The organism is Prevotella pallens, assembly GCF_900454935.1.
GTDB classification, from domain to species: domain Bacteria; phylum Bacteroidota; class Bacteroidia; order Bacteroidales; family Bacteroidaceae; genus Prevotella; species Prevotella pallens.
In genome coordinates, this window is sequence record NZ_UGTP01000001.1 from 1187549 (window position 1) to 1201459 (window position 13911).

Here is a 13911-nt window from a genome sequence, read left to right on the forward strand (position 1 = left end):
TTTTTATCTATTTATTATAGTTTCATGTTTTCTCTGATGACTAATCGTATCTATTGGTGCAGTTGGCATTGTCATCATTTTATTATTATTGGGTGAGAACTCTCGGTCGTTAAATATTCCCCAACCTTTTGTCTGTCTAATTTCATAATTAGTCATTTGTTCATCACTTTTAAACCAATCTCCTTCTAAAGCTTTATCAGGAGTTTTTATACGTGAATATCTATGAGACCATATTTCATGATTTCGTTCATCCCAAAATAGTTCATTACCATAGAATTCTATATCTTTTGCTGTAACTATTTGTACATGCCCATGAAGTTCCCAACGGCGTTCTTTATCATAATAAATGGCAGTATCACATTGTAGAAACCCCAATATATGTTTTTTAAGATCGAATTGTGTTAGTAATATACCTTTATTAAATGTCCAACGCGAAGGATGCTTCACTTCATTAACTTCCCATTCCTCTGCTATAATACGATACTTAATAATCCCAGAATCAGAAATCAATGTGTTTACACCGTATGTAGTCATAATCGGGACAGAATCTCGATCATAAATTGCTGGAGCTGGATTAGTATGCTTTTTATTGCACGAGGCAAAAAAAGATATGAAACAGAAAGCAACTATTGCAGAAAAGATGATAGGTTTGCTTTGTTGCATAGTATAAGTATAATAAAGAATTACTTACCGCACTTTAAACTTAGCGAACCAGCGTTCGTTAAATGTAAGACCTACATTAATGCGAAACATATTTTCATTTATTAAATTTATCCTATTTCTATTCACCCATTCAAATCCAATATTAAGCATACTCCTATAATTATAGTTATTGACTATAGGAATACCTAATCCCATACTTGCTGAAAGTTCTTTTGGACCATCTTGTCCATTTACTGTTATATATGGTGTAGAGTAGCTTATACCTGCACGATAATGCAATTTGCTAAGGAAACCGCGATAACGTTCTCCTCTGCAATAATCTCCTCCAAGTGTGATTTTCTGCATATCTTTAAGTTGCCCTTTTACTAAAGCGTAAGTTGCCTTATTGTTTATAACATTAAATTGTGGCATCGCTATATCTGCCCATTTTTGTAATTGATAATCTATTCCTAATTTTAGGCGGTCATTATGATTCCACATAATACCGATACCGAAAATATGAGGGAGTGTCAAAGCTTTATTTATAGTATAACTTGTTGTATCATTCACAGCAGTCTGTGTATTTCTTGATATAATATTGCATGTTGCATCAGAATTAAGTTTATGTCCTAAGGAATAAGTTAATCCTAATGTAACACTATTCTTTTTAGAAAGCTTCTGTGTATATTGCAGACCAAAATCTACTTTATAGCTTTTCACATCATAAGTATATATTTTCGATAATGTCTTTATATACGAATCGCTATAATTGTTTTCGACTGTTCTTTCTAAGCTTCCCCAAAGATAAGCTATGTTAGCTCCAATAGCAAATCCTTTAATGGGTTCCCATCCGAGTCCTAAATAAACCTGCCTTATACCACCAGACCCCGTAAAGGTATTAGAGTATGTTGCTTCTTTTATTGAAGGATTCTGTATAGAGTTTATATTTCTGCTACTCGTGTAATCATATCCAACATTTGTATAAGGGAGTAAACCAAAACTGACGCCCACATGCTTAAATGCCCTGAATGCAGCATTAATATATTCTATATTACCATTATTTGCGTTCTTTTTATGTCCATTCTCTTTGAAGTTCGTCAGTTGTAAACTCAGACCAGCGTCAAATATAAATGAAAGTGAATCCAATGCCGAATATGAAGCAGGATTTTGAAAATTTATTTGGTTATGTTCGTGAAAACCGTATGCTAATCCGTTCATGCCACGATTGAAACTTGTAGACTGTGGAGACAATGTTCCTAATCCAAATTGACTGTAGGGGGAGTTTGTGCCACTCTGTGCCTTTGCTGTCATTGATAAGGCAAAACAGAGCATCGCTGTGAGTATTTTCTTCATTTGTTAGTAACTTCAAATAACATAAACAGTGCAAAGTTATTAAAAAAAAATGATAATGTAGAAAATCTATATACTATTTTGTTTTTTAATAAGGTTTCTTTGCGATATCACAGTTTTTCACTACCTTTGCCCACCAAATGAAGAGAGGTATTCAATATATTATATATATTTTTATTCTGCTATCAGTTTTTCCACTGACAGCAAACTCTTATTCATTAACCTATTCTGATTCTGTTGAGATCTCTCTTTTGACTTGTACACCTGGTACAGAATCTTGGGAACAATATGGACATACTGCAATACGCTATAACGATATTGCCAACAAGAACGATCTTGCCATAAACTATGGTTTGTTTTCGTTCGATCAACCCTATTTTATTCCTCGTTTTGTACTTGGGAAGACTGATTATAAGGTTGGCCTGTCTACAACTGATGATATGTTACTTGCATATTCGTACGAGGGGCGAGGTGTCTTTGAACAGGTGTTAGATTTAACTAGAGAAGAGAAGTATCAGATTTATCTTGCGTTAAAAAAGAATTTACTTCCAGAGAATGTCGTGTATCGTTACAATTTCTTTTATGATAATTGTACAACACGCGCACAACACATACTTCTTGATCATTTAAATGGGAAGATAAAGTGCCTACCCGAAAAGTCCAAAGTGTTGTATTCATATCGTGAAATGATACATAAATGGAATAAAGAAGATGTATGGGTGCAATTGGGTGAAGATATGTTATTAGGTGTAACCGCTGATGTCCCTGTAAAAACGAAACAGCAAGAACTCTTTTTGCCTGATAACCTGCGCAAGTATATAGGGCGTATTGTACATAATGGTAAATCTTTAGTAAAGCGTGAGTCGTACCTTGTACAGCCACCTCAATTCATTGAGTCAAAAACCTCTTTAATCTCTCCTATGCAGGTAGCAGTTATTTTTGCAATTATAGCGACACTCATATTGTTTTATGAGTATAATCGGAAAAAAGCTTTGTGGTTTTGGGATATTATGCTTATGGTAGCTTCTGGTATTATAGGGATTCTTCTTTTCATAATGATATTCTCTTCCCACCCTTGTGTAAGTATCAATATGATAATATTTTTGTTTAATCCATTAGCTTTGTTCTTGATACCTTCAGTTATTAAGAGTATCAGGCATAAAAAATTACATTGGTGGTGGTCTGTCTGGAGTGTATCAATTATAATAGGGTTTATCGGGAGATTTTTTCAACAGATTCCAGTTCCTATTTTAATAGTGGCATTATTCTTGCTATTTAATTGTATCTTCCATCAGTGGTTGATAAGATATTTATATAACTGCGATAGAAAGAAAGTAAAACAAGATGATGAATAAATACATTACCGCACTATTCATAGTATTAGCAGCAACGGGTGTAGAAGCACAGACTTATCAATCTGTGCTAAAGGTAGCTGTGAAGCATTCTTCTTTAGAAGATTTTTGCAATCATCTTGAATTGAAAGGTTTAGGGGCAGAAGTGCTTTCTGTGATAGAAGTCTATAAAAATATAACAAAAGAAGATGAAATAGATTATACTACAACATATCTTTTATTATCTAATAGACGCAATGCTAAATATTATGTCGTAAGATTATCAGAGAACTTAAAAAGGACAATATCATATTATTTACCGGCTCCATCAACTCATTCTTCTATACTAATACGTGCTCCGAGTTATTTTATCTCATAAATTCATATATTCTACTATTATAAAACAAATAACAGATAAAATAACATTCACATAAGCGAGTAGTAAAACTAATTTGTAAAAAACAATACTCGCTAAAATACAAAAGTAAAAAAATGAACTTTACAAAATTATTGAAGGCCCTTTTTGGAGACAAATCAACACGTGATATGAAACTTATTCAACCGTATGTTGAGAAAGTTAAGGAAGCTTATCCAGCTATAAAAGAACTTAGTAATGATGAATTAAGAGCTAAAACGAAAGAAATCCGGCAATATGTTCAAGATGCGGGAAAGCAGGAACGTGAAGAAATAAACAAACTACGTGAGAGTATTGAAGAAACCCCGATAGATGAACGTGAAAGTATTTTCAATAAGATAGACAAACTCGAAAAGGAAGCATTGGATAATTATGAAAGAGCCTTAGACGAGGTTATGCCTATTGCCTTTTCTATTGTAAAAGATACAGCACGTCGTTTTACAGAAAACGAAGAAACTATTGTTACAGCAAATGACTTCGATCGTGAACTTGCTGCCGATCCTCGAAAAGATTTCATTACTATTGATGGCGATAAAGCTATTTACCACAATCATTGGACCGCAGGTGGAAACGACCTCAAATGGGAAATGGTTCACTACGATGTTCAGCTTTTCGGTGGTACAGTTCTTCATCAAGGTAAGATAGCTGAAATGGCAACAGGTGAAGGTAAAACCCTTGTAGCTACACTCCCAGTATTCCTTAATGCATTGACTGGTAATGGAGTACATGTCGTAACTGTAAACGATTATCTTGCTAAACGTGACTCAGAATGGATGGGACCATTGTATGAGTTCAATGGCTTGTCTGTCGATTGTATTGATAAGCATCAGCCAAATTCACCAGAGCGTCGTCGTGCTTACCAAGCCGATATAACTTTTGGAACGAACAACGAGTTCGGTTTTGATTATCTTCGTGACAATATGGCAGTATCGCCTGCCGATCTCGTGCAACGTAAGCATAACTATGCTATTGTCGATGAGGTTGACTCTGTGTTAATAGATGATGCTCGTACACCTCTTATTATTAGTGGTCCAGTACCAAAAGGCGATGACCAGATGTTTGAAGAATACCAGCCGTTGGTTCAAAAACTCTTTGAAGTACAGCGTAAGCAAGCTACTGAACTACTTGCAGATGCTCGTTCTAAAATATCACGTGCAGCTAATACTAAAGATGAGAAAGAACGTCAGGCAATGGTTGAAGAAGGATTTCTTGCTCTTTATCGTTCATACAAAGCACTACCAAAAAATAAAGCACTTATTAAATTTCTATCCGAAGATGGTATTAAGTCAGGTATGCTGAAGACGGAAGAATTCTATATGGCAAACAATAATCGAGAAATGCCTAAAGCTGTAGAGCCTCTTTATTTTGTTACAGACGAGAAAATGAATTCTTGCGATCTCACAGATAAGGGCGCAGCTTGGCTAGCTAAAGAGGTAAATGACGATAAATTGTTTGTTCTCCCTGATATCACTACACAACTTTCACAACTAGAAAAGGAAAAAGAAGAGAAAGCTATAGATGAACAGACTTATCTTGATAAAAAAGATAATCTGATGAGTAACTATGGAGTCCAGAGCGAACGTGTACATACATTACAGCAGTTGCTTAAAGCATACACGATGTTTAATAAAGACGATGAATATGTTGTTCTTGACGGTGAAGTAAAGATTGTTGATGAACAAACAGGTCGTATTATGGAAGGTCGTCGTTGGAGTGACGGTTTACACCAAGCTGTGGAGGCTAAAGAACATGTGAAAGTTGAAGCCGCCACACAAACCTTTGCCACTATTACTTTACAGAATTATTTCCGTATGTATCATAAATTGGCTGGTATGACTGGTACAGCGTCTACTGAAGCAGGCGAGTTCTGGGATATTTATAAACTTGATGTTGTAGAAATTCCTACTAACCGTCCTATTCAACGTAACGATATGGAAGACCGCGTCTACAAAACGGCTCGAGAAAAATATGCTGCCGTAATCGATGAAATAGAAGAAATGCGTAATAATGGACGTCCATGTTTGGTTGGTACTACCTCTGTTGAGATTAGTGAATTGCTTAGCAAAATGCTTAATATGCGTAAAATTCCACATCAAGTATTAAATGCTAAACAACATTTAAAAGAAGCGCAAATTGTAGCAGAAGCAGGACGTTCTACTAATGGGCTTGGAGCTGTTACAATTGCAACGAATATGGCTGGTCGTGGTACCGACATAAAGCTTACCCAAGAGGTAAAAGATGCTGGCGGGTTAGCCATTATTGGTACAGAACGTCATGAAAGTCGTCGTGTAGATAGACAGTTGCGTGGTCGTGCAGGACGTCAGGGGGATCCAGGTTCATCTGTATTCTATGTTTCATTGGAAGACAAACTGATGCGTCTTTTTGGTTCAGAACGTATTGCAAAGGTAATGGATAGGCTGGGATTCGATGAAGGAGAACGTATCGAAAGTTCAATGATATCCAGCAGTATAGAGCGCGCACAAAAGAAAGTTGAAGAAAATAACTTTGGTATTCGTAAGCGCTTGTTGGAATACGATGATGTTATGAATAAGCAACGTACCGTTATTTATGAGAAACGCCGTCATGCACTGATGGGTGAACGTATAGGTATGGATATCTCAAATATTATTTGGGATCGCTGTGTAAACATTATAGAGAATAATGACTATGAAGGTTGCAAAGAAGAATTCCTTAAAATATTAGCAATAGAATGCCCATTTACCGAAAGTGAATTCGGAAATATGAGCAAAGAAGACTTGGAAGAACGTGCTTTCCAAGATGCTATTGCAAACTTTGAACGTAAAACTGAACGTATTCAAACAGTAGCATGGCCTATTATTAAAGATGTTTATGAGAAACAAGGCGCAATGTATGAGCGTATTATGGTGCCTATAACAGATGGTAAACGTGTCTATAATATACCTTGCGATTTGAAAGAGGCTTACGAGACAGAAGCTAAATCTGTAGTTCGACAATTTGAGAAAGTAATTCTCTTACACCTCATTGATGATGATTGGAAGGAGAACTTGCGCCAACTTGACGAATTACGTCACTCTGTGCAGAATGCTTCATACGAGCAGAAAGACCCATTATTAATATTTAAGCTTGAGAGTGTCAAGTTGTGGGATAATATGATTAATGATATGAATAATCGTACAGCAAGTGTCTTGATGCGTGGGCAAATTCCAGAAATGCAACCATCCGATGAAGTTCAAGAGGCTGCTCCAGAACAAAGAACTCAACGTTACGACGAGAAAAAAGACGATTTAATAGATCAAAATCAACAAGCTGCAGCTAATCAGGATACACGTGAAACTGTACAACAGCAACACCGTGTTCCTTATACAGCAGAAAAAATGCCTCGCCCAAACGATCCTTGTCCTTGTGGTAGTGGTAAGAAATTTAAGAACTGTCATGGGCGGAATTTACGATAAACATACATATCTGAAATAAATAACACTGGAGCAAGATTAAAGAAAAGTCTTGCTCCTTTTTTCTATATATATTGTAATGAGAACGTTGTAAATGAATTTATCTACAAAAAAATATAGTTTTGTTTGGTCTATTAATAGAAAATACTTACCTTTGCACTCGCAAAATTAAAGTATGCACCCTTAGCTCAGTTGGTAGAGCAACTGACTCTTAATCAGTGGGTCTAGGGTTCGAATCCCTAAGGGTGTACTTTTAATGCTATTTCGTTTCAATGCACCCTTAGCTCAGTTGGTAGAGCAACTGACTCTTAATCAGTGGGTCTAGGGTTCGAATCCCTAAGGGTGTACGAATATTTCCATAAAGAAGAGGATGTGTCCATTTTGGCATACCCTCTTCTTTTTGTATGCCACCCCTATTTTCTCAAGGACAGTAGATATTTTGGACTGACCCGATATTCCTTTCTTTTTATATAGACTTATGAAATTGTGTGCTTAAGAGGTTAGACTTGCAACTGGGTTTTAGGACTGCCCCCAATTTCTACACAGTGATTGACACGTTTGAAAATCATTATCAAACCATACTCAATTTCTTTGTAAACAGAGCTACGAATGCAAATGCCGAGTCATTCAATGCTAAAGTTAAGGCATTCAGGGCACAGTTCAGAGGGGTGACAGATATTCCTTTCTTTTTATATAGGCTTATGAAATTATGCGCTTAAGAGTATAGGCTTGCAACTGGTTTTTAGGACTGACCCTTTTAAATCTCTGTACAACTATACAGCCGGCGTAATAGAAAGTATCTGCAGAGGTAGTTAATAGGAAAAAATGTCTAGTAAAATTAGGAAAAATCAAATACGTAAAGATTGTAGTTTGTTATGATATCTAATTTATAATTGACAGATATCTGAGACGTGCGTGGCAGATATCTAAAATGCAACTGATAGATATCTAAAATAAAAGCAACTCCATCTAATAAACTTTTATACACATCTGAGCTATTCTATTAAATTGATAAACATCTACCTTTATCATATAGGAGTGGTATAAAAAAAGATAAACTTTAAGAATATTAGTGCATTTTTCATTAGAAAGTCGTACCTTTGCCACATATTGATTTATAAAACTAATTTGTATTATGGTTAAAATCACTTTTCCAGATGGTTCTGTTCGTGAATATGAACAAGGGGTAACTGGACTTCAAATTGCAGAGAGCATTTCGCCAGCTCTCGCTCGCAACGTTGTATCTTGCGGGATTAATGGTGTAACAACTGAGTTAAATCGTCCTATTAATGAGGATGCAACAATAGCTTTGTACAAGTTTGAAGACGAGGAAGGAAAGCATACTTTCTGGCACTCTTCAGCACACTTATTGGCAGAAGCTTTGAAAGAACTTTATCCAGGTATTCAGTTCGGATTTGGTCCTGCTATTGAGAATGGTTTCTTCTATGATGTACAACCTGCTAATGGACAAGTTATTTCTGAGACAGATTTTCCTAAGATTGAACAGAAAATGCTTGAATTAGCAAAAAAAGATTTAAAGATTGTTCGTCGTGATGTTTCTAAAGAAGACGCTATTAAAGAATTTACAGCTGATGGACAAGAATATAAAGTAGAACACATTGTTGAGGACCTTGAAGATGGTACAATATCAACTTATTCGCAAGGAAACTTCACAGATCTTTGCCGTGGTCCTCATCTTATGTCTACAGGTGCAATAAAAGCTGTCAAACTAACAAGTGTAGCAGGTGCATTCTGGCGTGGAGATGCAAAAAGCGATCAATTGACACGTATTTATGGTATAACCTTCCCCAAAAAGAAGATGCTTGATGAGTATCTTGCAATGTTGGAAGAAGCGAAGAAGCGCGATCATCGTAAGATAGGTAAGGAGATGGAACTCTTTACATTTTCTGAGCGAGTTGGTAAAGGACTTCCTATTTGGCTACCAAAAGGTACGCAGCTTCGTCTTCGTTTACAAGAAGTTCTTAGAAAATTACAACGTCCATATCATTATCAAGAGGTCATCACGCCTGGAATTGGTGGGAAAAATCTTTATGTAACATCTGGACATTATGCTCATTATGGCAAGGATTCATTCCAACCTATACAAACTCCAGAGGAAGATGAAGAGTATATGCTTAAACCAATGAACTGTCCACATCACTGTGAAGTTTTTGCATATAAGCCACGTTCTTATAAAGATTTACCATTACGTATTGCAGAGTTTGGAACTGTATTCCGTTATGAAAAAAGTGGAGAATTGCACGGTTTAACTCGCGTTCGTACGTTTACCCAAGATGATGCTCATATATTTGTTCGTCCAGAACAATTGCGGAAAGAGTTTGAAGATGTTATTGATATTATCTTAAAAGTATTCGCTACATTTGGATTCAATGATTATGAAGCACAAATCTCACTCCGTGATCCTGCCGATAAAGAAAAGTATATTGGTTCGGATAAAGTGTGGGAAGAAAGTGAACGAGCTATAAAAGAAGCTTGTGAAGAAAAAGGACTAAATGCACGAGTAGAAATAGGTGAAGCTGCTTTTTATGGCCCTAAACTCGACTTTATGGTTAAAGATGCTATTGGACGTAGATGGCAATTAGGTACAATTCAAGTAGATTATAACCTGCCTAATAGATTTAAATTGGAATATACAGCAGAAAATAATACGAAAGAAACTCCTGTAATGATTCACCGTGCTCCATTTGGTTCATTAGAACGGTTTACAGCAGTCTTAATAGAACATACTGCAGGACATTTCCCATTATGGCTAACCCCAGATCAAGTAGCTATTCTGCCTATCTCAGAGAAATATAATGACTATGCACAAGATGTAAAGCAATACTTTGAATTGCATGATGTGCGTGCTTTAGTTGATGATCGTAATGAAAAGATAGGAAGAAAGATACGTGATAATGAATTGAAGCGTATCCCATATATGGTAATTGTTGGCGAAAAAGAAATGGAAGGTGGTCTGGTTTCTATGCGCCAACAAGGTGGAGGAGAACAGGCTACAATGACCAAAGAAGACTTTGTTCAACGTATTCAAAACGAAGTTGCTGAGCAAACAAAAAGTTTAAATTAGACAAAATCATAGATCATAAGGTGGGACCTTTAGATGAATAGAATGTGAAATCGAGATATAAATTCTCATAATCTCTTCGAATTATCGACAGTGTTTAAAGATATTTATATCTCGATTCATATTGATATTAGATCTCCACTCCAATTAAAAAACTAGATTATAAAAGGTTTATTTAACATCATATTCAGGAAATTAATAATAAATAAAGCTAAATATTGCTATATTCTAAAAAAATTATATATAATTCTATACGTCATAGAAAAAAAGCTGAGTAAAAATTGACTTTGCAAAAAAAAATATTTAAATTTGCAAAAGAAACAGCTTAACAGTAACTTATCTAAATTAGCTATTATGGGAAAGTATAATATTACAGGAAAGAAGGAGAAGGCTGCGACATATCGTGGTCTAGTAAGTCCAAAATTAATGGAAGAGTTAAAAGATCAGATTCTGAATATAATACTCTTTCAACAGAGGTATCGGGATAAGAACTATTCCGCAAAACAACTTGCGGAAGATTTAGAAACCAACACAAGATATATCTCTGCAGTTGTGAATGTAAAGTTTAATATGAACTATACATCATTCGTAAATAAATTTAGAATAGAAGAGGCGATGGCAATTCTTGCATCAAAGAAGTATAAAGATCTGAACATGGAAGATATAAGTACTATGGTTGGTTTTGCAAATCGTCAATCATTCTACGCATCTTTTTATCGAATAAATGGAATGACTCCACGTGAATATAAGCTAAAAGCATTGCGTCCTAAGAACAAAGAAGTTGTTGATGTTGAAATGCGATAAAAGAATGGAAGAAGATTCTTTTAGTTATTCTTCGGAACGATTTGGCGATATACAAATGTTGCGTTATCGTTTAGATGGATTTAATGACCTTACACTAAAACAAAAACTTTATATTTACTGTTTAGCAAAAGCAACATTGTGGGGACGTGATATAACTTTTCATCAATTTGGTAAATACAACTTACAGATAAGAGAAGCCTTAGAATATATTTTCGTTGAAAGATATAAAGAAGATAGCGATGACTTTAAAAGCTTAGAGTTGTATTTGAAAAAAGTTTGGTTCTCTAATGGTATTCATCATCATTATGGGATGGAGAAGTTTATACCTACCTTTTCGCATAGTTATTTTATAGAAGCGTTGAATAAGATAGGTAAAGATAAATTAGGAATTAGTTCTGAAAAAGCTTTTAGTGATTATAAGAATATATTGGGCGAAATAATCTTTAATCCTAAATGTATGCACAAACGAGTGAATAGGGCAGAAGGAACTGACGTTATACGAACATCGTCGAATAACTTTTACGAAAATGTAAGCCAAAAGGAGGTTGAACAATTTTATATAGAGAAAAAAAGAACCGCTAAGAATAAACAATTATCGTTCGGGTTAAATTCCACTTTAGTTAAACGTGAAAATAAGCTAGAGGAGATAGTTTGGAAATTAGATGGACGTTATGGTAAAACTATTAAGCAAATTGTCTTTTGGTTGAATAAAGCAGAAAACTATTGTGAAAATAATAATCAAAAGGATATAATTCATTTATTAATTGATTATTATACATCTGGTGAACTTGCGGACTTTGATAAATATTCTATAAAATGGGTTACAGAATGTGAGGGACAAATAGATTTTATCAATGGATTTATTGAAGTATATGGAGATGCTTTAGGTTTGAAAGGATCTTGGGAGGGTATAGTGCACTATAAAGATTTAGAGGCAACAAGGCGTACAAAAACTATTTCGTCTAACGCACAATGGTTTGAAGATCACTCACCTGTTGATAAGCGTTTCAGAAAGAAAGTAGTAAAAGGCATTACTGCCAATGTTGTATGTGCAGCGATGCTTGGGGGAGATGAATATCCAGCATCAGCAATAGGTATAAATCTCCCTAATGCCGATTGGATACGAGCAGAATATGGTTCGAAGAGTGTAACCATCTCCAATCTCACATGTGCTTATAATATGGCAGCAAATGGAAATGGACTCATAGATGAATTTGTTATTGATGCTCAAACACGAGAACTGATAGAAAATTTTGGTAGTTTAACAGATGAATTACACACAGATTTACACGAATGTTTGGGGCATGGAAGTGGAAAACTTCTTTCAGGAGTAGATCCAGATTCACTAAAAAATTATGGAAATACTATTGAAGAAGCACGAGCAGATTTGTTTGGACTCTATTATATGGCTGACAAAAAATTGTTAGAGTTAGGACTATTAAAATCTGAAGAGGTCTTTAAAGCTCAATATTATTCATATATAATGAATGGATTAATTACCCAACTAGCTCGTATTAAGCCTAATAAACAAATAGAAGAAGCGCACATGCAAAATCGTGCATTAATTGCTTGGTGGGCGTATGAGATAGGAAAATCGGATAAGGTTATAGAGTTAGTACAGTTGCCTGATGGTAAGGCGAAAGCGCTTAAGACATTTGTACGTATCAATGATTATGCAGCTTTGCGTCAGATATTTGCTCAACAGCTTGCAGAAATTCAGCGAGTAAAAAGTATGGGCGATTTTAATAGGGCAAAAGAACTAGTGGAGACTTATGCTGTAAAAGTTAATAAGACACTACATAATGAAGTCTTGAGTCGTTATGAGCAATTGAACATAGCACCTTATAAAGGTTTTATAAACCCAGTTATGAAGTTAGAATACGGGCATAACAACCAAATAGTTGATGTTAAATTAGATTATACTGAGACTTATACTCATCAGATGATGAGATACTCAAAAGATTATAGTTTATGGCAACAGGAGAAACACACAATAAACTAAAACAGATAAAACAATCGTTTCATTTGTTTATGAATGGTATTACTGCTCAATCTATGCGTGAAAAAGGGGCAGAATACAAGGTGAATTGGGGAATAGATTTGATTAATCTCCGAAAAATAGCAAAGGAATATGGAAAGGATTACGATTTGGCTATTGCTCTTTGGAAGGAAAATAGCAGAGAATGTAAGATACTTGCAACTTACATAATGCCTGCTGAAAAAATAAATGCTGATATAGTATATCTCTGGTTAGAACAAATACCGACACAAGAGATTGCAGAACTTCTGTCATTCAATCTGCTTCGAAATATTGATTTTGCCCCATCTTTGGCATACCAATGCCTTGCTTCAGATAAAAGTTTGTATCAAATATGTGGTTTCCAGACATTAGCTTGTCTGTTTGCTGATGGGAAAGAGCCTAACGAAAGAGGGATAAATGAGTTTCTTGATCAAGCAGAGGTTGCACTCAATGGAAACAACCTTGCAGTAAAGCAGGCTGCTTATAGATGTGTAATGCGTTTTTGCGACTTAGGCTCTCATTATCACGAGTTAGCAAAACATGCTTTAAAGGGTTTTACTTTCTAATATTATTTAGCTAATAGGTTTGTTTTTATGTTACTTTTATTATCTTGATATTCATCTATCTCAAATAAGCAATCTTAATAGTAGTTACTCTTCTTAATACTACTCTTTCATTTGATAGGAATATATCTGTAAATATATTTTGTTATTATATAATATTAGAAATAGGACATTCAAGATATTTTTCTACTAATCATCTCTAATGGGTAGAATTATTCTTTATTATCGGACACCAATAATAAATAATGCTTTCTGTTCATTCACTAATTAAGT

At 35.0% G+C, this 13911-nt stretch carries 9 protein-coding genes, 2 tRNA genes and 1 pseudogene; 10 read left to right on the forward strand and 2 right to left on the reverse strand.

Annotated elements, in window-relative coordinates:
- Positions 1-3: 3 nt before the first annotated feature.
- Together lptC and DX009_RS05135 are read right to left on the reverse strand one after the other, a co-directional pair.
- Positions 4-663 carry an LPS export ABC transporter periplasmic protein LptC gene (lptC, locus tag DX009_RS05130; RefSeq protein ID WP_006044953.1) on the reverse strand — a complete coding sequence of 220 codons (660 nt, stop codon included), beginning with the start codon at positions 661-663 and terminating at the stop codon, positions 4-6.
- Between the two features lie 24 nt (positions 664-687).
- Positions 688-1995, reverse strand: a complete 1308-nt coding sequence (locus DX009_RS05135) for a hypothetical protein (protein WP_115083238.1) — start codon at positions 1993-1995, stop codon at positions 688-690.
- A gap of 137 nt (positions 1996-2132) precedes the next feature.
- On the opposite strand from DX009_RS05135, the gene DX009_RS05140 reads away from it, so the two are divergent.
- From DX009_RS05140 to DX009_RS05185, 10 genes and pseudogenes are all read left to right on the forward strand, one after another.
- Entirely contained in the window at positions 2133-3347 is a 1215-nt protein-coding gene (locus DX009_RS05140; RefSeq protein WP_115083239.1) for a lipoprotein N-acyltransferase Lnb domain-containing protein, read from the forward strand.
- The gene (locus tag DX009_RS05145) at positions 3337-3702 is read left to right on the forward strand and encodes a hypothetical protein (protein WP_006044950.1); all 366 of its coding nucleotides are present in this window, start codon (positions 3337-3339) and stop codon (positions 3700-3702) included. Before DX009_RS05140 ends, DX009_RS05145 begins: the two co-directional genes overlap by 11 nt.
- A gap of 113 nt (positions 3703-3815) precedes the next feature.
- The gene (secA, locus tag DX009_RS05150; RefSeq protein WP_115083240.1) at positions 3816-7172 is read left to right on the forward strand and encodes a preprotein translocase subunit SecA; all 3357 of its coding nucleotides are present in this window, start codon (positions 3816-3818) and stop codon (positions 7170-7172) included.
- Positions 7173-7346: 174 nt separating this feature from the next.
- Positions 7347-7419, forward strand: a tRNA-Lys gene (locus DX009_RS05155).
- A gap of 24 nt (positions 7420-7443) precedes the next feature.
- Positions 7444-7516: transfer RNA gene (locus DX009_RS05160), tRNA-Lys, on the forward strand.
- A 189-nt stretch (positions 7517-7705) separates the two neighbouring features.
- Positions 7706-7888 (forward strand): annotated as a pseudogene (locus tag DX009_RS05165) (transposase); the annotation flags it as partial.
- A 416-nt stretch (positions 7889-8304) separates the two neighbouring features.
- A complete protein-coding gene (thrS, locus tag DX009_RS05170) occupies positions 8305-10254 on the forward strand; it encodes a threonine--tRNA ligase (RefSeq protein WP_006044942.1) in 1950 nt (649 codons plus the stop codon).
- Positions 10255-10605: 351 nt separating this feature from the next.
- The gene (locus tag DX009_RS05175; protein WP_040595592.1) at positions 10606-11055 is read left to right on the forward strand and encodes a helix-turn-helix domain-containing protein; all 450 of its coding nucleotides are present in this window, start codon (positions 10606-10608) and stop codon (positions 11053-11055) included.
- Positions 11039-13057 (forward strand): dipeptidyl-peptidase 3 family protein, encoded by a 2019-nt coding sequence (locus tag DX009_RS05180; protein ID WP_115083242.1) that lies wholly within the window; start codon positions 11039-11041, stop codon positions 13055-13057. Before DX009_RS05175 ends, DX009_RS05180 begins: the two co-directional genes overlap by 17 nt.
- The gene (locus tag DX009_RS05185; protein ID WP_115083243.1) at positions 13027-13641 is read left to right on the forward strand and encodes a DNA alkylation repair protein; all 615 of its coding nucleotides are present in this window, start codon (positions 13027-13029) and stop codon (positions 13639-13641) included. Before DX009_RS05180 ends, DX009_RS05185 begins: the two co-directional genes overlap by 31 nt.
- Positions 13642-13911: the final 270 nt, after the last annotated feature.

Excerpts from the sequence above, each read along its gene's own strand:
- lptC (WP_006044953.1), bottom strand. The coding sequence starts at position 663 with ATGCAACAAAGCAAACCTATCATCTTTTCTGCAATAGTTGCTTTCTGT.
- DX009_RS05135 (WP_115083238.1), bottom strand. The coding sequence starts at position 1,995 with ATGAAGAAAATACTCACAGCGATGCTCTGTTTTGCCTTATCAATGACA.
- DX009_RS05140 (WP_115083239.1), top strand. The coding sequence starts at position 2,133 with ATGAAGAGAGGTATTCAATATATTATATATATTTTTATTCTGCTATCA.
- DX009_RS05145 (WP_006044950.1), top strand. The coding sequence starts at position 3,337 with ATGATGAATAAATACATTACCGCACTATTCATAGTATTAGCAGCAACG.
- secA (WP_115083240.1), top strand. The coding sequence starts at position 3,816 with ATGAACTTTACAAAATTATTGAAGGCCCTTTTTGGAGACAAATCAACA.
- thrS (WP_006044942.1), top strand. The coding sequence starts at position 8,305 with ATGGTTAAAATCACTTTTCCAGATGGTTCTGTTCGTGAATATGAACAA.
- DX009_RS05175 (WP_040595592.1), top strand. The coding sequence starts at position 10,606 with ATGGGAAAGTATAATATTACAGGAAAGAAGGAGAAGGCTGCGACATAT.
- DX009_RS05180 (WP_115083242.1), top strand. The coding sequence starts at position 11,039 with ATGTTGAAATGCGATAAAAGAATGGAAGAAGATTCTTTTAGTTATTCT.
- DX009_RS05185 (WP_115083243.1), top strand. The coding sequence starts at position 13,027 with ATGGCAACAGGAGAAACACACAATAAACTAAAACAGATAAAACAATCG.